This is a genomic window from Acinetobacter sp. NBRC 100985, from assembly GCF_000241225.1.
GTDB lineage: Bacteria > Pseudomonadota > Gammaproteobacteria > Pseudomonadales > Moraxellaceae > Acinetobacter > Acinetobacter venetianus.
The window spans coordinates 79,982-100,533 of record NZ_BAEB01000004.1 but is presented as its reverse complement, the minus strand read 5'-3'; the positions used below and the strand labels follow the sequence as shown (position 1 = coordinate 100,533).

Genomic DNA, 20,552 nt, shown 5'->3' with positions numbered 1-20,552 from the left:
AATGTATATTTAGCGTGAAGTTCATAACCCGGCGTGAAGTTATGTGTTGGCTCACCATTTTTACCAATCCCCATATCACCTGTTTGAATGCCTTTAACGGTACCATCTTCATGGTAAAGCACTTCAGCAGCAGCAAAGCCTGGGAAGATAGAAACTTCTAATTCTTCAGCCTTTTGACCTAACCAACGCACGACATTACCAAGAGAAATGACATAGTTCCCTTCGTTGTGCATTGATTTAGGAACCATCCAATACGGCATCTTTTGTGCTTTGGTATCAGACAATAAGAAATAAGTTTCGTCGCCCGTAACAGGAACATTCAGCGGAGCGCCTTCTTCTTTCCAGTTCGGGAACAATTCATTCATGGCACGCGGTTCAAGTACAGCACCAGAAAGGATATGCGCACCAACTTCAGAGCCTTTTTCAACCACACAAACAGAAAGATCTGGTAGGTTGTTTTCAATCGCTAATTGACGAATTTTAATCGCAGCAGATAAACCCGCAGGTCCAGCGCCTACGATCACTACGTCAAACTCCATCGCTTCGCGTTCGATGTGTTCCATGTAGGACTCCTCATATTTTAAGGGTGGCAACCGTAATCATTGCTATTCGGTGCTGCCATGAGTGTTCTTAATTGCCAAGCACAAAAACTAGCTATTGCGCTTGCAAACGTTTGGGATAGTATAGTTTTAAACCTTGATCTCGCCAATTGGCTGAGCGGTCATATTTTCTCGTCAGCAAGGCATAAACTATGATAAATGAAAATGATTCTCCACAAAACTCTTTAGAAAATCAGGGAAAAACCGTGTTGTCTGATGATAAAAACTTAATGAACATTACACAATACTTAAAAGATGTACAGCAAAGTCACAAAAGGTCAATTCCACCTTTAGACCAATGGCATCCAAAGCATTGTGGCAAAATGGATCTACGCGTAAAAGCTAACGGAGAATGGTGGCACGAAGGTCAATTGGTCAAACGCCAAGCACTGTTAGATCTGTTTAGCAAAGTGCTTTGGAAAGAAGATGGAAAATTCTACTTAAAAACCCCTGTTGAGCAGATCGAAATTGAGGTAGAGGATGAACCTTTATTGATCAATCAGGCTGATCAAGTTGAGATTGAGGGTAAGCTTTATTTACAGTTGACCACAACCAATCAAGATGTCGTGATCGTAGATGAGGAACATCCGATTTTTATGCGGGAATATCAAGGGGAATTGCGTCCATATGTGCATGTACGCTTTGGTATAAATGCATTAATTCAACGACAAAGTTTTTATCATCTCGTGAATTATGGCTGTCTGTCAGAAACTGAAAATGGTGAAGCTGTTTTAACGTTAAAAAGTGGTGATTTGGTATTGCATTTGAGCACCTGAGGTTTAAGCTAAAAAGAGTGAATTAATCATTGTGTCAATATATCTGTATGACTGCCGTTCAACCTATTACTGAAGTACTTCATCCTATGCCACATGCATCATCAGATGCACCAATTGGGGTTTTTGATTCAGGAATAGGAGGGCTTTCGATAGCACAGGAAATTGCACGACATCTGCCAAATGAGCGCATCATTTATTATGCAGATACGGCGCACGTTCCTTATGGTGCACGTTCTGACCAAGAAATTCGTGAATTAACGGCACATGCAATTGAATGGTTATATCGGCAAGGCTGTAAGATTGCTGTAGTTGCTTGTAATACCGCATCTGCGTTTAGTTTGGATTATTTGCGCGAACATTATGGGGAAAATTTTCCTATTGTTGGATTAGTACCAGCGCTAAAGCCAGCTGTATTGCAAACACAATCTAAGGTTGTCGCTGTGTTAGCAACCCCTGCAACGTTTCGTGGTCGATTGATCAAAGATGTGATGACCAAGTTTGCTGAACCTGCAGGGGTAAAGGTGTTAACCGTGACCAGTTTAGAGCTTGTTCCGTTTGTAGAAGCTGGGCAGCAGATGAGTGATGGTTGTTTAAGCGTATTACGACAGATATTAGAACCTGTTGTACACCAAGGCGCAGATTTTCTCGTACTTGGTTGTACGCACTATCCATTCTTGAAAGATGCTATTCATCAAATTTTTGCTGAAAAGCTGAAATTAATTGATTCAGGACAGGCAGTTGCGCGACAAACAGCATATATTTTGATAAAAAATAGGTTATTATGTGACAAAATAAGTCATAATATTACACGTATTGAATGTTTTGTTAGCGGTCAAAATGCGGTTGAGTTGGAGCCAGTACTCCAACATTTGATACCAGAACAACTGACATGGACGATTCAAGATCTGGTTGAAGTTTAGTTTTTGGATTCTGAATTTCTAACCATAATTAAGATTTTATGGGGTTATCTGTTCATAAATTACAGGCTCAAGGGCTTGGGTTTATAGATAAGTAAAATGAGGCTCAGCCTATGCAAGATACTCGTTATCAAGTTTTTATTTCTACGTCTGGCAATGAAATGCAACCAGAGCGGGCAGTATTAACTCAAACTTTGGTTGGAATGGGGTTCTTTTCGTGGGGCTTGGAACAGCGCACACCTTTAAGTACCTCGATTGCACGTCGTCAGATTGATGACTGTGATTATGTCGTGATCCTGCTGGGTAGTCAGTACGGTGAGCAGTCAGTCTCAGGTGTTGGCTATATGCATCTAGAATATATCTATGCAATGACCAAACAAAAACCAGTGATTGTTTTCATGCATGAAGATCCTGATTCACGTGAAACTAGTTTGCATGATAATAAACCTGAGCTGAAAGAAAAATTTAAAGAGTTTAGAAAGCAACTTCAGCATGAGGTTGATCAAGTTTTCTGTTATCGGACATTGAGAGATTTAGAGCTTGCTGTGCGTTCGAGCATGCCACAAATGTTGGAGCGCTATCCGGTTGTGGGTTGGGTTCGTCCTCAAAATACTCAAGTCTTACAAGACGAAATTGATGCATTACGTACCAAAGTCAAACAACTCGAAGCAGAAGTTGGTGGGCGTGAAGCTGATCCAATTGCTTCCGTACCAAAAGTTTCTATGCATGAACTGTATTCATTTGAATATCGTATGCATGCTTACCAAGATGGCAATTTCAAAGAAATAAAAACCTTTCGTAAAATAACTTGGGCACAACTACTCAATGTCTTAGGTGCGTCGTTTATTATTCCAACACCAGAAGAATATTTTTCAAAACGTATGAATGAATACTTAAATGAAACTGGTTTGGATGATGCTCGAAAAGAGATGCCACGAGCGCATGCTGTATCTCGCGCGCAGATTAATATCCGTGCTTTGCATGAGATCAAATTGCAGATGCGACAAAATGAGTGGATTGTTCCTGCTGGGCGTGATGATCGTCAACGGATGTTATGGCAGCTGACGCACAAAGGCCAGAAGCTATTGGAAAGTAATATGTTGGATAGTAATCGGGTTTTTCAGTTTAAGACCATGCATTAAACCCATTTAAAAAAAATCCTAAAACTGCTAAAGTAATGAGAGAAATTTACTTATAGCGGAAGCGGTTAATGTCAGCGATACAAAAACCAAAAGTCACTGTGGTTTTGGCTAATTTAGGTACGCCAGATGAAGCCACTGTGCCAGCAGTGCGTCGTTTCTTAAAACAATTCTTATCTGATACGCGAGTGATCGAAATTCCCAAACCAATTTGGTGGGTGATCTTGCATTTATTCGTTCTGACGTTTCGCCCAAAGCGAGTGGCTGAAGCCTACGCCTCAGTATGGTCAAAAGATTCACCGATGCGGGAAATTGTGCTTGAGCAAGCGCAGTTGGTCAAACAACGCTTACAAGATGAAAATCATCAGTTTGATTTAACGGTTGTACCTGCCATGACTTATGGTCAACCGAGTATTTATGGCGTACTGGATCAATTAGAAAAAGATCCACAAGAACATGTCATTTTATTACCATTATTTCCGCAATATTCAGCAACGTCGACAGCACCACTTTATGATGCTTTTGCAAAATGGATTCCTAAACAACGCCATTTACCTGGCTTGACGTTGATTAAAGATTATTATCAGCATCCACTATTTATTCAGGCACTTGCTGAAAGTGTTCTTGAATATCAAACGCATCATGGCAAAGCGCAGAAACTACTCATGTCTTTTCATGGTATTCCTCAGCCTTATGCTGATAAAGGCGACCCGTATGCGGATCGTTGTCGAACTACAGCACGTTTAGTCGCTGAAGCGTTGCATTTAAATGATGATGAGTGGGCGATTAGCTTCCAATCGCGATTTGGTAAGCAAGAGTGGGTAAAGCCTTATACAGATCAATTGCTGCAACAATGGGGTGAGCAAAAAGTAAAATCTGTACAGGTACTTAGTCCAGCATTCTCAGCAGATTGTTTGGAAACACTTGAAGAATTAGCCATGCAGAATAAAGAAATTTTCCAACATGCAGGTGGTGGAGAATATGCATACATTCCTGCCTTGAATGCGCAACAGTCGCATATAGATTTGCTTGCGAGCCTTGTTCAAGCTAATCTTGATGCTCTTACTCATACCTTAGCCCATCGTTAAATCGACGCTTATTTCGCCAGAGGTTTTTATGCTGCAAGTCAAAATTGTGCCCGTAACTGCATTTGCTCAAAACTGTTCCATTGTTTGGGATAGTGAGAGTAAAGAAGCTGTTTTGATTGATGCGGGCGGTGATGCAGCGGTACTCAAAAAAGAGGTGGAAGCATTAGGTTTAAAGGTCAAGGCACTTTGGCTAACACATGGGCATCTTGATCATGCAGGTGCGGTGGGTGAGTTGGCTGAGACATGGAAAATTCCTGTGATTGGGCCGCATAAAGAAGATCAGTTTTGGTTAGATATGATCCAAGAAGTATCGGCACGTTATGGCTTCCCGATTCCTCAACCTGTCAAAGTTGATCAGTGGTTGGAGGGTGGAGAAGTCCTTAAACTGGGTGATGATGAATTTGAGGTTCGCTTTGCACCAGGGCATACTCCTGGTCATGTGATGTTCTATAACGCTCAACATGGTTTGCTTTGGACAGGAGATGTACTGTTTAAGGGTTCGATTGGACGTACAGACTTTCCGAAAGGCAATCATCAACAGTTACTTGATTCGATTCAACGTGAGTGCTTTAGCTTGCCTGATGAAACGCAGTTTATTTCAGGTCATGGCCCAATCAGTACCATCGGTTATGAAAAGCAATTTAACCCGTTTGTTGCGAGCAAAGCGGGCTAATCCTCATAGTCATCTTCGTGACGCTGTAAGCCTGCTTGAGGTGCATCTTGAGTAGGCAATTTATATTCTTCACTTGCCCAAGCACCTAGATCGATTAATTTGCAGCGCTCAGAACAAAATGGGCGAAATTCATTGCCTTCCCAAGTACTAGCTTCACCACAACGTGGACATGGAAATGTACGAGGCATAGAAAATTCCTACAGCAAAACTAAATACATTAGGCAAAAGCAAAGTGACTTGTTAGACTTATGCCCGATTTATAGATAGTTTGATGTGATTATGTCGATTCGTCAATTTCAAGCGCATAGAATGCAAGCTCCACGAGATTTTCAGCAAATTCCAAATACACCAATTTGCGTTGAAATTGGTGCTGGTAAAGGTAAGCATGCCTTACTTTTTACAGGACAAAATCCTCAAACCACGTTATATGCAATTGAGCGTACTAAAGAAAAATTTTTGGCGATGCAAAAACAGCATCAACTTGAAGTGCGTGAATATTTAAACCCGATTCATGCGGATGCATTACCGTGGATCGTCCATGCTTTATTTCCAGCACAAGTTGGACATTTCTTTATTCTCTATCCCAACCCAGAACCTCATAATCCAGCACAACGCTGGTTAAATATGCCTTTTTTTGAGTTTCTAATTTCGCGCTTAAAGCCGAATGGCACGATTACACTTGCCAGTAACATTCCCGAATATATTGATGAAGCGGAACAGCAACTGATTGAAATATGGAAGCTGCCATATGAAAAACAAAAAATTGCTAGTGATTCGGCACGTACACATTTTGAAATTAAGTACTTAGAACGCGGTGAATTATGCCAGCAATTGCTAATGACTAAGCCTCAGGAATATGTCACGCGTTTTGATGATTTCATGCCATTACAAGGGCAGATCAGGTCTGAGAGCAGTGATGCCGAATAAGCGCATTGCCATTATTGGCGCTGGCCCAGCAGGTTTGATGGCAGCCGAAGTACTCAGTCAATATGACTATACGATTGATGTGTTTGAACAAAAACCTTCTGCTGCACGTAAGTTTTTGATGGCAGGTAAAACAGGACTGAATATTTCCCATAATGAGCCTGTCACGGATTTTATTCAACGCTATGATCAAGCGGAATGGCTTGCGCCTTGGATCAAACAGTGGGATGCAGCGTGGATTCAAAATTGGATGCATGGTTTAGGCATCGAATCCTATATTGGCAGCTCTGGACGAGTTTTCCCCGTTGAAATGAAAGCAGCGCCTTTACTTCGCGCTTGGCTAAAACGTTTGATGACAGCGATGGTAAAATTTCACTATCGCCATCGCTGTGTAGAATTATCTAAAAATGAACTCACGATTGAAAATCAGACTCAGCGTTTTACGGCAAGTTATGATGCGATAGTTTTGGCCTGTGGTGCGGTGTCTTGGGCACAGTTGGGCAGTGATGGCTTATGGCAAGATTGGTTAGCACAGGACGAAATTGAAACTTTTCAACCCAGCAATGTTGGAGTACTGAAAACATGGTCGCCATTCATGCAAGATTGTTTTGGGCAACCCCTTAAACGCGTTGATGCATGGGTGAATGCAGAAAACAAAACGCATGGTGATATTGTGATTACACACTATGGTTTGGAAAGTGGTGTGATCTATAAGTTAGGGCGTGATTTAAGAGACTTAAATGCCAACCATCAAGTCTTACAACTTTATTTGGATTTGCTGCCCGATGTCAGTTTGGCGCAGTTAGAAAATAAGTTACAAGGCAATAAAAAGCAGTCTTTAACTAATATTTGGCGTAAAGCGGGCTTAGATCAAGTCAAAATCAATTTAATTCGTGAAGTCATTACTAAAGCACAGTGGTCTGATGCTAGACGAATGGCGCAACATATCAAACAGTTATGTATTCCTTTGGATGGATTCCGTCCTATTCAAGAAGCCATTAGTTGTGCAGGCGGCGTGAAGCAAGAGGCACTGTCTCCGCAGTTTCAATTGCGATCTAATCCTTATATCTTTTGTTGTGGTGAAATGTTGGATTGGGATGCACCTACAGGTGGCTATTTGCTGACAGCCTGTTTTGCAACGGGGCGAGCAGTAGGACAAGGTGTTCATCAACTTTTGAGTGACTGAAACAGCTCACTTTTTTACGCTATATCCGATATTATTTTGATTAAAAATATTCTAATTTATGACGAGCCGATATGAATACTGAACACACTTTAGAAGAGCAAAACATAGAAATTATTCAACCATTTCAGCCAAAAAATTTATTCAATTTATTTTTTAAACCGAAGACATTTTTTTCTCAATCGAATCACTATCACCATAAAAGTATTATGCTGATGGCTTATTTGATTGGTGTTGTCGCTGTAATGGATCGCATTGATCAGAAGCTATTAAGTTCTGAGCTTGGTCAATCTTCATCGTTTACAGATTCCTTGACAGAGACATGGTTCGCATACTGGCTTTGGGTGCTGGGGATGGGCATTTTGTCGGCTGCATTGGCTTGGGTCATACAAGGCTGGTGGTATAAAAAGCGTCTGCAATTTTCTGGTGTTCAGGATGCTGATCCGCAACTTGCTCGACATGTGTTTGTTTTGCAGGCATTAGTTTATGTATTGCCGATCATTGTTGTCACTTTGATTCAAACATTTCTCTATAAAAATTATGTCGATGCCTATAATAATTCGACGTTTTTAGCTGTCATAACAATTCCATTTTTATTGCTTTCATGTTGGGTAAGTTATCGTGGAGCGACACAGGTTTTTAACACCAATGCTTGGGCTAAATTTTGGTTCTTGGGCATGCCTGTCGTTTTCTACATTACGATTGGTGGTTTATTTGCAGCATTAGTCAATTAATTTAAAACGTAATGCTTTTCAAAGTTCTAAACATAGCATTCAAATTTTCAATACTTTTGTTTTTACCATTTGCTTGTTATTTTAATTTTATTAATGCTAATTTTTAGAAAACTTTGATTTGGATAATAACTATGTCTTTAGCTGCGCCGATTTTTCAAGGAAGCTGTTTGTGTGGTGGTATTCATTATGAAATCCACGGGGAGATCGGTGATGTTATACAGTGCCATTGCCAGCGCTGTCGTAAAGCTAATGGCACAGCTTTTGCGACCAATGCACCGATCAGCAGCACAGCATTTAAAATTACTCAAGGCGAAAATTTAGTTAAAAAATTTGCAACATCAGGTGTATATCGTTGGTTCTGTAGTGAGTGTGGTTCACCCTTGATTAGTTCTCGAGATGCACAACCTGAGTTATATCGTTTAAGAATAGGGACCTTGGATACACCTTTGCAGCAAAAGCCTCAGATGCATATTTTTGTTGGCTCTAAAGCAGAATGGGACTGTATTGCAGATGATTTACCTCAGTTTGAGGAGCGCCCATAAAGCAAGCATTGCTTTTTGATGATTTGGCAATGTATTTGATTTCTTGGTCCTTGTTTTGGGTATAAATATGATTTTTGATACGGCATCACTTTCGCCAACAGAAGTTTATCGGTTATTGGTTGGAGGCATCACACCAAGACCCATTGCGTGGATTAGTACCTTATCTACTGAGGGTGTAGCCAATATTGCCCCTTATTCTTTTTTCAATGTTGCAAGCTGTAATCCTCCGATTCTGTGGTATTCACAAGTCAATCCACAAAGTGGTCAAGATAAAGATACTTTGAGAAATTTAATCGCAACGAAGCAATGTGTGATTCATATTGCCAATACTGAATTATTGGAAAAGATGAATTTATCCTGTGCACTGTTGCCGCCAGAACAGAGTGAATTTGAATTCGCTAAGATTGAATCTTGTGAGAGTCATTCTGTTCAGCCATTGGCTGTAAAAGATGCACCGATTCGATATGAATGCCAATTAAGAGAAGTTTTACAACTGAGTAGTTTAGCTTCTGGCGGTACAGTTGCATTGTTAGATGTAAAGGCAATTTATGTGGCTGATCATCTTTGGGATGGCACAATGATCAATCAACAGAGTTTACACAGCGTTGGGAAAATGGGTGGGGATTTTTATAGCTTAACCAATGAATTGCATAAGTTATCTAGACCATAAAACTCAATTTCAGAGTTAATAAAGCAGGAAATAATCCCTCTTAAATGATTATTTTGCAGTGAAAGCATTACCTTCAAAGTTTACTTTTTCCCAGCCAATTGTCAGAAATTCACGAACTACACTGGATAGTGCTGGCGGGCTAATCTGCGTGATTTCAATAGATTGGCACTGATTAAACTGAGCAAAGCGTTGTAAAGTATCAAGAAATGGCGGCAACCAAGATGACGTGTCAATCTGTGTATTTTCGATATGCAAATGAATAAGTTCAAATCGACCACTTTTACGATGTGCTTTGCAATCTACTCGACCAATAAAAATATCGCCAAATAAGATCGGCAAACAAAAATATCCATACTTACGTTTGGCTTGTGGTGTGTAGCACTCAAGACGAAAATCAAAGTCAAAATGGGTTTTGATTCGTTCACGATGAATAATGGCGTTGTCAAAAGGCGAAAGCAGTGACAGGTTGCTATGCGGGGTATTTTCGATTTGATCTTGCAAACCAGTCAGGACGTAGATTGTAGGAAATTTAGCAATATTTAATTTTTGGATTACACCTTCTTCAAGCATGTGCTGTATAACCAATACAATATTTTTCCGCAGGATCGGCTCGGTTTTTAAATGGGTGATTTGTTTGATCGTCGTAAAGCCATAAGCGCGTAAATAGGTCTTAACCAAGTATTCAGCATATTCAAGCGGGTCTGGACATGTGGTATTAATATGATTGGGCAACACTCTTTCGCTCAAATCATAGACTTTCTCGATGCCGTTTCGAGCACTAATCATCAAATCACCTTGCATAAAAAGCTGCTCAAGCGCCATTTTGGTTGGTTTCCAATTCCACCAGCTGCCTTGCTTTTTGCTTAAGCTTTCAAAGTCTCTCGCTTTTTGAGCGCCTTCAATGCGGATTCGATCATAAACATGACGCATGACTTGTGCGTCCGCTTGATAATAACGTGATTCTCGATTTTTGATGCTGTGCATTTTGGGCAGCGCGTATCTAAAATCTTGTATCGGCAAATAAGATGCTGCATGAAACCAATATTCAAAAATCTGCCCCTCTGCAACCAATTGGTCGAGCCATTGCGGTTGATAGTCAGGAATACGTGTCCAAAAAGTGTGATGATGTGCTCTTGCCACCATGGATAAGGTATCAATTTGCACATAACCCAATTGTGTCAGTGTTTGAATGACGGCTGCCTTATCTGTTCCAAAGGCTGATTTTTGATGAAGGCCTTGTGCTGCTAAAGTGATGTTCCTGAGTTGTTGTAATACATTGTTTTGATTGATCAGCATTATTTTTCTCAGATTATTTTTAAAATTATGCAGTGGACAATATAAATGCTCAAGGGAGCATCAAAGCAGAGCAGGCGAACAGTGTTCGCCCCCTAGCGTCATGGCTGTCTTGAGCCAATAAGATCATTATTTTGCAGTTAAAGCTTCGCCTTCAAACTTTACGCCATCCCATCCATTTTGCATAAACTGACGAATGTTTTGATGGTCTGTTGCTTCTGGCGTCGCGAGAACAGATGCATAATGTTCTGCAAATAAGCTCAGCGTATCTTGTTGATTTAAACCTTCTAGCTTTGCAAAAGTGAGTACTTTAGCACTGCCTTGATTTTCGGTTGCGGCATTGAACTGTGCGCCATTCTGAAAGGTCGTAGGGGTGTGTTGGTAACGTGCTTCAATAAACGCCAATACATCTGCAAACTTTGCAGAACCATCTTTAAGTTGAGCCAATAAGCTTTGAGCCATTTTAAATTCCATGTCCACTTCACTGAATGCAAGAATCATATCATTGAATGGTTGAAATTGATGAGTCGATGTGACCAAACTGGACGTATTGATTGAAGATGATTATGCTCATCGCAATGATGAGTGATATGACAACAATGAATAGACATCGTTTTAAGCCACCTAAACAAAATACACTTTTTCAATTGCTTGCCAAATTTTTGAGTTGTCGTTTGATTTTGCAGTTGCGCCGACTGTTGATGCGTTGTATTCCATTTATGCGTTTAGAAAGTCAGGTCAAAGATATTGTCTATTTATCTTGGCTGGTAGATGTGGAGCAGGTACGTCAGCATTATCCTTCTGATGTACCACTTTGGGAGAAGCAAGGTAAAACAATTTTTACGATTTTAACCTATCAACATCAGCATTTCGGTTTTCGCTTTTTAGGTGGGTTACGTCAATGGATGCCGTCGCCACAGCAAAGTAATTGGCGATTTTATCTAGATCATACTTATCCGAAGACTGTGATTTTTGAGCAAGTGCTTTTAGATCAGTATCTCTATGTGATGGGTGGACGACTAGCCAGTGATGTGATGCCTGCACAGTATGCGCCTGTATTTCAGCATCAGTTTAATCCACAGCAGCAAAGTATTCAGACAGATGTTTTTGTTGATACAGACTATTCATTTAACAGTGATGTAAAAATGACACAGGAAAAAACACTCACACCAACATGGCAACAGATGTTTGATTCATGGGATGAGGCGGTACAATTTTTGGTGGATCAAGATCACGCTTGGGCAGAATGGGTTGATCGACCTGAATGCATTTCGCAGGGTGATATTGAGATGCCTGTTCAGTATGAAGATATACGAGCTGCTCAAATCTTGTCTCTTAACGCGCCTGCATTATTAAAGAAATTTGGCGTGGAAAGTGACACAGATGCTTTTACATTTGTTGTCCCTGCTTTAGATTTTCATGTACTCGGTGAACGGATTTTAGAAAAATCGAACTAGATTGTGGATAACTTTATGTTTATACACAGTGTTGAGTTGTCTAAAAATTATGTTATTTTAGAGCAAAGGAGATGGCATTCCTCCTATCACAAACCGCTCCATTTTTTACTAGATGAGAGCTAATGATGCCTACGTTTCCCTGAACAGGGGCGTAGGTTTGTGCGTGCTCTGTTCTTTAATTTGGAGTTCGCAGATGATCAGTCCTCAGAAAAATAAACCCATGTTGAATGTTTATTTATCTCCAAATCAGTGTTTGGAGTGAGTCATGTATTATCCTTTAATTTCGATTGCATTAGGTTCAATGTTTGGTGCTTGGTTGCGCTGGTTTATTGGACTCAAACTCAATCCAATTTTTCCTAATATTCCATTGGGAACAGTCGCCGTAAATTTTGTTGGTGGTTTTATCATTGGATTTGCAATTTCATATTTTTCTCAAAGTTCACTCAGTCCCAATTATAAACTTTTTGTGATTACAGGCTTTTGTGGCGCGCTTACAACATTTTCAACCTTTTCAGCTGAGATCGTGACCTTGCTACAAAGTGGTAAATTGGGTTATGCATGTGCCGCAATTGCGATTCATGTTTTAGGCTCATTGTTATTTACGATTTTAGGAATGAGTTTACATCAGTGGTTAAGCGCGGCTTAGTTGGGGGAATAGTCAAAATGAATGGATTTTTAATTACTTTTTATACTGCCCAAAATCGAACTTATCAGGGACAGTCCATGAATGAGTGGTTGTTTAGTGTCGCGAAGAAAATGAATCTACGAGGTGCAACGATGTTAAGTGCTGTCGAAGGTTTAGACCATCATGGTCAATTGCATTCTGGACATTTCTTTGAGCTGGCGGATCGTCCAGTACAAGTTCAGTTTGCTGTGACAGAGGATCAAGCAAAGGAATTGTTAGATTATTTGAATAGCAAAGAAATCTCTTTGTTTTATGTCAAAGCACCCATTGAGTTTGGTTTCGTTGGACAATCTGAAAATGAGATTTGAATTTTAGGCATAAAAAAAGAAGTCTAAGCGGAGGAGATTGCCTTAGACTTCGAATAATTACAGCCTAATGGGTGAAACTTAAAATAAGATTAACCCTTGCGGTTAAAACGACCAAAGCGTTTATTAAAGCTTGCAACACGACCTTCATTGCTCGCCTGACGTTGCTCACCTGTATAAAACGGGTGTGATGCACTTGAAATATCCAGCGTAACGTATGGATAAACTTTACCTTGATATTCTTTCGTTTGCTTGGTTTGAAGCGTACTCCCAATTAAGAAATAAGCATCCGCATTGGTGTCATGAAATAGAACTTGTTGGTATGTAGGGTGGATATCTTTACGCATTTTTAAATACTCCTAATTTATATAGAAATGTTATAACATAACAATATATGGAGTCAATTCATGAAACTTCAAGCTGTATTATTTATACATTTAAATAATACAGCTTCTTTGAAATTCGCCGATGAAAAGTAGGATGGGTTTAATAATTCGGTACCAGTTCTTCAAAAAGATCATTCAAATTGTCATGCACCTTCAGATGAATGAGATTCCAGTAATGTCCTGAAATCGTTCGATTCACCATCAGCGTATCAGGTGATGGTTTAAAGACATCCCAATATTTTAATGATTTCTTCACCAGTCTCATGCCATCGTGATGAGATGAATTTTCAGCAAAATCGTAATGTGTGCTTAATGGACGCAGTAGGATTTCGATCCACTGGACATAAAGCTCGCTTGGAAATTTTTGCTTTTCAGCGATTGAATGTAGCTCAACCAGTAGATTTTCAACCTGATTAATATCTTCTTGGCGAGCTGCATTTACCAATGCTTTAAAATGCTGAATGATTTCAGGTGAAAGGGTTTTTACACTGCCGTAGTCATAAATGATGATACTGCCATCTTCTCGGAATGCAAAATTCCCTGGATGGGGGTCACAGTGAAAACGTTTTAAGAAAAACATTTCTTGCCCCAAAGCACGAATTAAACGTCGACCAATTTGATTGCGTGTTTCGACTGACCATGTGCTTGCAGTTTCAATGGACTCGCCTTGTTCTAAGCTGAGTGTAAGAACGCGACGAGAAGAATATTCTTTATAGACCGTCGGTATAATGACTTGGTCATCGAGTTTTTCATGAAATGTTTTAAAGACTTCGAGGTTTTGTGCCTCAATTTCATAATTAAGTTCAGCAGATAAACTATCTTGAATTTCTTTAAAAAGTTGGTCTTGTAATTTTTTATCAATTTTTAAAACACCCATGAGACGAAGTGCAAGACGGACTTGTTTTAAATCACTTTCACATGCATCGTCGACCCCTGGATATTGCACTTTGACCACAACTGATTGACCATTCGGTAGCACTGCACGATGTACTTGTCCAATCGATGCAGCAGCAAAAGGCTCTGCTTCAAAAGAGCTAAATACTTCAGTTAAGGGTTTACCTAGCTCTTTTTCAACTTGCTGTTTAATTGCAGCGAAAGGCATTGCTGGTGCTTGGCGTTGTAGTTTGGCAATTGCTTTAGCGACTTCGGGTGGGAAAATATCTTTGTACTGTGAGGCGATTTGACCGACTTTCATTACCGCGCCTTTCATTTCACCTAAGGTATCAGCAATTTGTAATCCGATATCTTGAAAGAGTTGGCTTCGTGCTGCATTTTTTTGTTCTTCGTCTGCATTGAGATTGCGAATGGAGTTGGCGACGCTTTTGGTCGCAATACTTGCGGTCATACCAGCGAGTTTTAGAAAACGTTTACTGGGTGAACTTGCATGCTTCGCCATTTCGCTTGACCTCATACGATCCAGTTTTAAATTGATACTTTGATCATAGGCGACAAAACTTAAATTGCCTATAACAAAATGTTAAGTGATGTAATTTAAAAATCTCCCCTAAATTATCTTTAAAAGAGGGGAGTGCTTGAGCATCTAAGGTGATTTTAGGTTGTTGAGTACATTTTATTTTTATTCTTCTTGATATTTTAAATCTCTTGAGAGCTGTAGTGAGACTTACAGCTTCACTAGGAAAAATATCTAAAGGAGGTTGGCTAAGCGTTTATTGTTTAAATACAATCGCCCAATAAGTAATACACATGCGATGGTTAAACCAATAATCAATCCTAACCAAACACCTGCGACACCCCAAACGGTATAGCGTGCTAAATACAGACCAATTGGAAAGGCGATTACCCAATATGCCATCAACGTAATCCACATTGGTGCTTGTGTATCTTGCATCCCACGTAAGCATCCTGCGGCACTGACTTGCCACGCATCCATGAGCTGATATGCCATCGCAAACCAAAGTAGATACATAGCAACAGGAATTACTTGAAGATCATCTGTGTAAATTGCCACGATGTATGGGCGTGCAACCGCGATCAATGCCATCGTACAGGCTGCAAAGAATGTTGCACTTAATAGCCCGACTTTTTGTACTTGTCGCATGGCAAGCCAGTTTTTTTCACCATAATACATTCCCACACGAATGGTGAGTGCAATGGCTAGAGACAATGGAATCATGAACAATTGAGAAGTCACGGAAATGGCAATTTGATGTGCAGCAATTGCATTTTCGCCTAATGGGCTGAGGACCAATGCGCCTGTACTGAAAATACTAACTTCGAAGAAAACTGCGAGTCCAATTGGAAAACCAAGCTTGAGTATTCTTTTGACCCAATACGGATCAATTTTTTCCCATTGAGTGAAAATAGGTGCTTGTTTATATGCTTTTGCTTTAGAGATGTAGATCGCCAAAGTGATGAACATTAACCATTGTAGAATTGCTGTAGCAAAACCGCATCCAGCACTCCCCAATGCAGGAATTGGCCCAAATCCATACATAAAGATAAAGTTCAGTGGGATGAGGACGAGTAAGGCGATTAGGCTAATTGCCGTAACAGGACGTGGATGGCCTAAGGCCTCGGAGTAACTGCGTAATGCTGCATACATCATTACAGCTGGCATACCAAAGCCAATCGCATGCAAGAATAAGCTCGCTTTAGGTAATAAGGCTTCTGGTACGCCGAAAAGTGGCAGTAGCATTGGCATCGCCTGCAAGATCAGCATTGCCAAAATACCGAGGATGAAAGCGACCCACAAAGATTGGCGAGCAATCGTTGGAATTTTTTCAGGTGTTTTCGCACCACGCGCTTCCGCAACGAGCGGCGTAGCGGCAATCATAATCCCTGCAAACAGCAACATAACAGGAATCCATAAGCCGACACCAACAGCAATCGCTGCAAGGTCAGCAGCGGAAAGATGCCCTGCCATAATGGTATCAATCAGGCCTAAACCAGCTTGAGCAAATTGAGTAATCAGAATAGGAAGCATCAAATGGAATAATTGCTTCAATTCATAGCGCGTCGTGGAAGTGTGAGACACAAAAAATACTCTTATAAAAATAAAGGAGAGTTAGGGGCTATATCCCTAACGCTGTAAGGTGAGTAACACACCGATAAAAATAACAATACCGCCAAGCAAGCGTTGCCAGTTTATAGGCGTTTTGTCCGTACCTATCCAGCCAAAATGATCAAGTAACATTGAAATCACCAATTGCCCAAAAATGACTAAACCAGAAAAAGTCAAAAAACCGAGCTTAGGCGCAGTATAAATGCTCATACTAATGGCATAAACCCCAAGGCAACCGCCAATCCATAAATACCACGGAATATTTGAAAGTTCACTTAAACTTGGTTTAGATACATCCTGAAAATAGACTAAAAAAGCCAAAATAACTGTGCCAACAAGAAATGAAAGAAATGCGGCCTGAAGCGGAGAATGTAAATGTTCTCGGAATTGAGCATTGATTGCTGTTTGAAATGCCATTGCAATTCCAACACCTAACGCAAGGGGAAGAATAAATAGCAATTGGCTAGAGATTTTCATCATATTATCAATCTAATTGTTCTTTGTAATCACAGTCTAACTGAATCGTGAAGTGATGATAATAAGCTGATTGAGAGAGTCATGTTAAAATAGAAAAGTTCTGTTATTGAGCTTTTACTTTGAGTCATTTAAATCCAGCAAATATTCCACTTTCTCTGTATATCCATATGCCTTGGTGTGTGCGTAAATGTCCTTATTGTGATTTCAATTCGCATGCTGTTCCTGATGGGCAGTTATCAATGGATTTGGAGCAACAATATCTTGCGGCTTTGGTGGCTGATTTTGAAACACAGATAGAAATGGCTCAAGGTCGTGCAATTCATAGTGTGTTTATTGGTGGTGGAACGCCATCTTTAATCTCAGCACAAGGCTATCAGTGGTTATTCGATCAACTTAAAACTCGATTGGATTTTGAAGCCGATTGTGAAATTACACTGGAAGCCAATCCGGGAACAGTTGAGCATGATCCTTTTGCAGATTATCTTGCGACTGGAATTAATCGTTTATCGCTCGGTGTACAAAGTTTTGATGCTGATCATTTACAGCGCTTAGGGCGGATTCATTCAGCAGATAATGCTTTGGATGCAATTCAGCAGGCGCGTCAGGCAGGCTTCGAGCGTGTCAATGTCGATTTAATGCATGGTTTACCAAAGCAGACAGAAGAACAAGCGCTCACAGATCTAAAGTTAGCTGTAACGCATGGAGCGACGCATATTAGCTGGTATCAGTTAACCATTGAGCCAAATACTGTTTTCTTTAGAACTCAGCCTATATTGCCACAAGATGAAGTTTTAGAGCATATTCAGGAGAAAGGTGAGGCCTATCTTATTGCAAATGGCTACGTAAATTATGAAGTCTCTGCATGGCGTAAGGAAAAGCCATCTACACACAATCTAAATTATTGGCAGTTTGGAGACTATTTGGCGATTGGGGCTGGGGCACATGGTAAAGTGACGCGTCCTGATGGGATTTACCGCTTTCAGAAGACACGCTTGCCCAAAGATTACTTAGCTAAAGTTCCTGCTGATCATGTGCAAATGAAACGAATTGAAGCAGACGAATTACCCTTTGAATTTATGATGAATGCGCTACGCTTAAATGAAGGTGTGCCTGTTGAACTTTATGAACAACGGACAGGTTTAGCGTTGCGTGATTTGGATGATGTTCTAACACAATTACGCGACAAAAAATTATTGCTTGAAGACCCTGCTATCTTAGCTTGCACAGCCCAAGGGCATATGTTCTTAAACTCAGTCTTAGAAGCATTTTTATAATCTAATGATATGAATGCTTTGAGCAAGGATGCTTAAAGCAATTTAAATTTATTTGTCATCATTTGGAAAAATAGTTTAGACAAAATAAAAAGCCTCATCATTTATGATGAGGCTTTTTAGAATATGGTGGGTCGTCCGCGACTCGAACGCGGGACCAACGGATTAAAAGTCCGCTGCTCTACCAACTGAGCTAACGACCCTGAACGAGGATAAGTAAAATATTTTTTACTTTGTCGTAAAAGAAAATCTATGATTTTCTATGACGTTAAATCTCTTACAGGCATTTGTAAAATACATTTTACAAACTAACAAAACATTAAATGGTGGGTCGTCCGCGACTCGAACGCGGGACCAACGGATTAAAAGTCCGCTGCTCTACCAACTGAGCTAACGACCCATCTCGTTTTGATGTTGCGTATTCTAGCAACTTATTCAGCTAACACAAGAGGAAATTTAAAAACATGTGCATGATTGTTTATAAAAAGCACGATTTCCTCTTGTTTAGCTAAAAAATAAACTAGAAACGGTATTGATAACTTTGAATATTGTCAAAAATCTCAGTACTTACATCACAATAACTTGTTGCACTCGGTAATAAAACCAATAAACGTTCAGAAGTTTTGCTTGGATTAAACGCTTCTTCTTTGAGTTTATTCTTTTGGTATTTGAATGTACCTGTCGTTTCAACTTTTGCTTGTATGCGTAAGAAAACAGGAATTGCGTATGACGGTAAGCATTTTTTAAATACGTTCACCATCTCTGCTAAATCTGTTTCATTGAGCTCTACGCCGTCAACAAGTGTGATTGCTGCCATACCAGCACGACCATTGGTATTTGGAATTTCAACACCGTATACGACAGCCTCAGCGATCTTGTCATATTCGCAAACCATGTTTTCAACTTCGGTTGTAGAAACGTTTTCACCTTTCCAACGGAAAGTGTCGCCAAGACGATCTACAAATTGTGCATGGCGGAAGCCGATATCGCGAACTAAATCACCTGTATTGAAATATGAGTCACCTTTGGTGAATACATCTTTCAAAATCACAGATTTGTTTTTCTCAGGGTCAGTATAGCCGTCAAAAGGAGAACGGCTAGTGATCTTACCGATAAGTAAACCAACTTCGCCTGTTTTCACTTTCTTGCAGTAACCTTTTTTGTCACGGACAAGTTCATTTTTCTCTTTATCAAATTCAACGATTGCATAAGGGGTAGGGGAGAAACCTACAGTATTATCAAAGTTGAAAATATTACTGAAGCCAACGTTACCCTCGCTTGATGCATAGAGTTCTAGGACTTCTTGAACACCAAAACGATCTTTGAATTTACCCCAGATGTTTGGGCGCATACCGTTACCAATCATTTTGGTTACACGGTGAGCACGATCTAATTCTGTTTCAGGTGCATCAATCAAGTATCGGCAAAGTTCACCCACATAGCCAATAGCTGAAGCATTGAATTTTTGAACATCTTTCCAGAATGCGCTAGTCGAGTATTTACGACGTACTGCAAGTGTTGCACTGCCCGCAATTACACCACACCAGCACACAACAACACCCGTTGCATGATAAAGCGGTAGCGTTACATACATTACATCATCTTTACCAAGGTTCAAGATGTGGCCATACGTACCGTATGCCAATGTCCAGCGACTATGCGTAAAGATGACCGCTTTTGGTAAACCAGTTGTACCCGAGGTGTAAATATAGAATAAACCGTCTTTACCCGTAACCGTACGTGTGGTTGATGGATTGAACTTTGGAAATTGATCAATTTGTTGAGCAAGGTTGATATAGCCTTGAGGGGCAGTACCTGCATTTTTACGCGTTTCTTGATCTGCAAACCAATGAAAACGATCTGGAGCAACATTTAAGTCTGTACGGGTTTCGTCTATCGCTGCACGAACTTCTTCACCTGCAATAACTGCAATTGGATTAACCAAGTTAATGCTGTGAGCGAGTACTTTGCCAACTTGTGATGTGTTGACTAATGCGATGGTCACACCGATTTTGGCTAAAGCCACGATTGATGCAATTAGCTCAGGACGGTTTTCAACCATCACTGCAACGACATCACCTTTTTTAGCACCAAGAGATAAATAATAATGTGCAATTTGGTTTGCCCATTCATTTAATGCTTGATAGCTGTAGCTTTGATCTTCAAATAACAGTGCGATACCTTGTGGATTACGTTTTACAGCTTTTTCAAAGGCAATCCCCAAACCCGCTGGAGAAGTTGGTGTTCGCAAGTATGCTTGTTTAAGACCATTCAGGATATGAGGTACTTTAGTGATGAAGTTTGGAAGTCGAGTTGCGACATCACCAAGAGTAATAATATCGGTCTGCGTAGTTTGGCTCATATCAATCCTATTTATTTTTCGATCAATCCAAAAAATGGCTATCTGTATA

General features: G+C 40.2%; 23 protein-coding genes, 2 tRNA genes and 1 riboswitch. Of the genes, 14 read left to right on the top strand and 11 right to left on the bottom strand.

All coding sequences use genetic code 11. The annotated features are described in order from the left end of the window. Nucleotides 1–563 (bottom strand): NAD(P)/FAD-dependent oxidoreductase (locus ACT4_RS01495; protein WP_007479176.1); only part of this gene is annotated, 563 nt, incomplete at its 3' end. A 188-nt stretch (nt 564–751) separates the two neighbouring features. Here ACT4_RS01495 and ACT4_RS01490 point away from each other — a divergent pair. The 5 genes from ACT4_RS01490 to ACT4_RS01470 all read left to right on the top strand — a co-directional run bounded on the left by ACT4_RS01490 (nt 752) and on the right by ACT4_RS01470 (nt 5,192). Next, on the top strand, nt 752–1,375 hold the full coding sequence (locus ACT4_RS01490) for a DUF1285 domain-containing protein (protein ID WP_007479174.1): 624 nt from the start codon (nt 752–754) through the stop codon (nt 1,373–1,375). A 47-nt stretch (nt 1,376–1,422) separates the two neighbouring features. After that, nucleotides 1,423–2,295, top strand: coding sequence for a glutamate racemase (gene murI / locus ACT4_RS01485; RefSeq protein WP_034604431.1), 873 nt, complete (start codon nt 1,423–1,425; stop codon nt 2,293–2,295). 110 nt (nt 2,296–2,405) lie between these two features. Then, nucleotides 2,406–3,434 carry a DUF4062 domain-containing protein gene (locus tag ACT4_RS01480; protein ID WP_007479170.1) on the top strand — a complete coding sequence of 343 codons (1,029 nt, stop codon included), beginning with the start codon at nt 2,406–2,408 and terminating at the stop codon, nt 3,432–3,434. 68 nt (nt 3,435–3,502) lie between these two features. After that, nucleotides 3,503–4,519, top strand: a complete 1,017-nt coding sequence (hemH, locus tag ACT4_RS01475; protein WP_007479168.1) for a ferrochelatase — start codon at nt 3,503–3,505, stop codon at nt 4,517–4,519. A 28-nt stretch (nt 4,520–4,547) separates the two neighbouring features. Next, complete coding sequence (locus ACT4_RS01470) at nt 4,548–5,192, top strand: MBL fold metallo-hydrolase (RefSeq protein WP_004876592.1); 645 nt, start codon at nt 4,548–4,550, stop codon at nt 5,190–5,192. Here the strand turns inward: ACT4_RS01470 and ACT4_RS01465 are convergent. After that, nucleotides 5,189–5,380 carry a DNA gyrase inhibitor YacG gene (locus tag ACT4_RS01465; protein ID WP_007479167.1) on the bottom strand — a complete coding sequence of 64 codons (192 nt, stop codon included), beginning with the start codon at nt 5,378–5,380 and terminating at the stop codon, nt 5,189–5,191. The genes ACT4_RS01470 and ACT4_RS01465 overlap by 4 nt on opposite strands. Before the next feature lie 85 nt (nt 5,381–5,465). Between ACT4_RS01465 and ACT4_RS01460 the strand changes: the two genes are divergently transcribed. From ACT4_RS01460 to ACT4_RS01440, 5 genes are all read left to right on the top strand, one after another. Beyond that, a complete protein-coding gene (locus ACT4_RS01460) occupies nt 5,466–6,119 on the top strand; it encodes an SAM-dependent methyltransferase (protein WP_171054753.1) in 654 nt (217 codons plus the stop codon). Beyond that, nucleotides 6,109–7,302 carry a TIGR03862 family flavoprotein gene (locus tag ACT4_RS01455; RefSeq protein WP_007479163.1) on the top strand — a complete coding sequence of 398 codons (1,194 nt, stop codon included), beginning with the start codon at nt 6,109–6,111 and terminating at the stop codon, nt 7,300–7,302. Before ACT4_RS01460 ends, ACT4_RS01455 begins: the two co-directional genes overlap by 11 nt. Before the next feature lie 71 nt (nt 7,303–7,373). Then, on the top strand, nt 7,374–8,033 hold the full coding sequence (locus ACT4_RS01450) for a hypothetical protein (protein WP_007479161.1): 660 nt from the start codon (nt 7,374–7,376) through the stop codon (nt 8,031–8,033). Nucleotides 8,034–8,164: 131 nt separating this feature from the next. Next, a complete protein-coding gene (locus ACT4_RS01445; protein ID WP_004876599.1) occupies nt 8,165–8,575 on the top strand; it encodes a GFA family protein in 411 nt (136 codons plus the stop codon). 67 nt (nt 8,576–8,642) lie between these two features. Beyond that, nucleotides 8,643–9,245 carry a flavin reductase family protein gene (locus ACT4_RS01440; RefSeq protein WP_007479158.1) on the top strand — a complete coding sequence of 201 codons (603 nt, stop codon included), beginning with the start codon at nt 8,643–8,645 and terminating at the stop codon, nt 9,243–9,245. A gap of 48 nt (nt 9,246–9,293) precedes the next feature. Here ACT4_RS01440 and ACT4_RS01435 read toward each other — a convergent pair whose 3' ends face one another. Both ACT4_RS01435 and ACT4_RS01430 read right to left on the bottom strand, forming a co-directional pair. Continuing rightward, entirely contained in the window at nt 9,294–10,541 is a 1,248-nt protein-coding gene (locus ACT4_RS01435; RefSeq protein ID WP_007479156.1) for a winged helix-turn-helix domain-containing protein, read from the bottom strand. Between the two features lie 126 nt (nt 10,542–10,667). Further along, complete coding sequence (locus ACT4_RS01430) at nt 10,668–11,000, bottom strand: HopJ type III effector protein (RefSeq protein ID WP_034604442.1); 333 nt, start codon at nt 10,998–11,000, stop codon at nt 10,668–10,670. Between the two features lie 137 nt (nt 11,001–11,137). On the opposite strand from ACT4_RS01430, the gene ACT4_RS01425 reads away from it, so the two are divergent. The 3 genes from ACT4_RS01425 (at nt 11,138) to ACT4_RS01415 (ending at nt 12,988) form a co-directional block, all read left to right on the top strand. After that, nucleotides 11,138–11,995, top strand: coding sequence for a DUF2071 domain-containing protein (locus ACT4_RS01425; RefSeq protein WP_034604440.1), 858 nt, complete (start codon nt 11,138–11,140; stop codon nt 11,993–11,995). A gap of 58 nt (nt 11,996–12,053) precedes the next feature. Then, nucleotides 12,054–12,134, top strand: a riboswitch (Fluoride riboswitch). A 126-nt stretch (nt 12,135–12,260) separates the two neighbouring features. Further along, entirely contained in the window at nt 12,261–12,641 is a 381-nt protein-coding gene (crcB, locus tag ACT4_RS01420) for a fluoride efflux transporter CrcB (RefSeq protein WP_007479149.1), read from the top strand. 17 nt (nt 12,642–12,658) lie between these two features. Further along, a complete protein-coding gene (locus ACT4_RS01415) occupies nt 12,659–12,988 on the top strand; it encodes a DUF190 domain-containing protein (protein WP_034604429.1) in 330 nt (109 codons plus the stop codon). Between the two features lie 89 nt (nt 12,989–13,077). Here ACT4_RS01415 and ACT4_RS01410 read toward each other — a convergent pair whose 3' ends face one another. From ACT4_RS01410 to ACT4_RS01395, 4 genes are all read right to left on the bottom strand, one after another. Next, nucleotides 13,078–13,332, bottom strand: coding sequence for a type B 50S ribosomal protein L31 (locus tag ACT4_RS01410; RefSeq protein WP_007479144.1), 255 nt, complete (start codon nt 13,330–13,332; stop codon nt 13,078–13,080). A gap of 139 nt (nt 13,333–13,471) precedes the next feature. Further along, nucleotides 13,472–14,767 (bottom strand): AarF/ABC1/UbiB kinase family protein, encoded by a 1,296-nt coding sequence (locus ACT4_RS01405; protein ID WP_007479141.1) that lies wholly within the window; start codon nt 14,765–14,767, stop codon nt 13,472–13,474. 249 nt (nt 14,768–15,016) lie between these two features. Next, nucleotides 15,017–16,366 carry an MATE family efflux transporter gene (locus ACT4_RS01400; protein ID WP_007479139.1) on the bottom strand — a complete coding sequence of 450 codons (1,350 nt, stop codon included), beginning with the start codon at nt 16,364–16,366 and terminating at the stop codon, nt 15,017–15,019. 45 nt (nt 16,367–16,411) lie between these two features. Next, a complete protein-coding gene (locus tag ACT4_RS01395; RefSeq protein ID WP_007479137.1) occupies nt 16,412–16,873 on the bottom strand; it encodes a DMT family transporter in 462 nt (153 codons plus the stop codon). A gap of 116 nt (nt 16,874–16,989) precedes the next feature. Between ACT4_RS01395 and hemW the strand changes: the two genes are divergently transcribed. Beyond that, on the top strand, nt 16,990–18,144 hold the full coding sequence (gene hemW, locus ACT4_RS01390; RefSeq protein ID WP_007479135.1) for a radical SAM family heme chaperone HemW: 1,155 nt from the start codon (nt 16,990–16,992) through the stop codon (nt 18,142–18,144). A 124-nt stretch (nt 18,145–18,268) separates the two neighbouring features. Here the strand turns inward: hemW and ACT4_RS01385 are convergent. The 3 genes from ACT4_RS01385 to ACT4_RS01375 all read right to left on the bottom strand — a co-directional run bounded on the left by ACT4_RS01385 (nt 18,269) and on the right by ACT4_RS01375 (nt 20,503). After that, nucleotides 18,269–18,344, bottom strand: a tRNA-Lys gene (locus ACT4_RS01385). A gap of 121 nt (nt 18,345–18,465) precedes the next feature. Further along, nucleotides 18,466–18,541, bottom strand: a tRNA-Lys gene (locus ACT4_RS01380). 120 nt (nt 18,542–18,661) lie between these two features. Next, nucleotides 18,662–20,503, bottom strand: a complete 1,842-nt coding sequence (locus tag ACT4_RS01375; protein WP_007479134.1) for a long-chain-acyl-CoA synthetase — start codon at nt 20,501–20,503, stop codon at nt 18,662–18,664. Between the last annotated feature and the right edge of the window lie 49 nt (nt 20,504–20,552).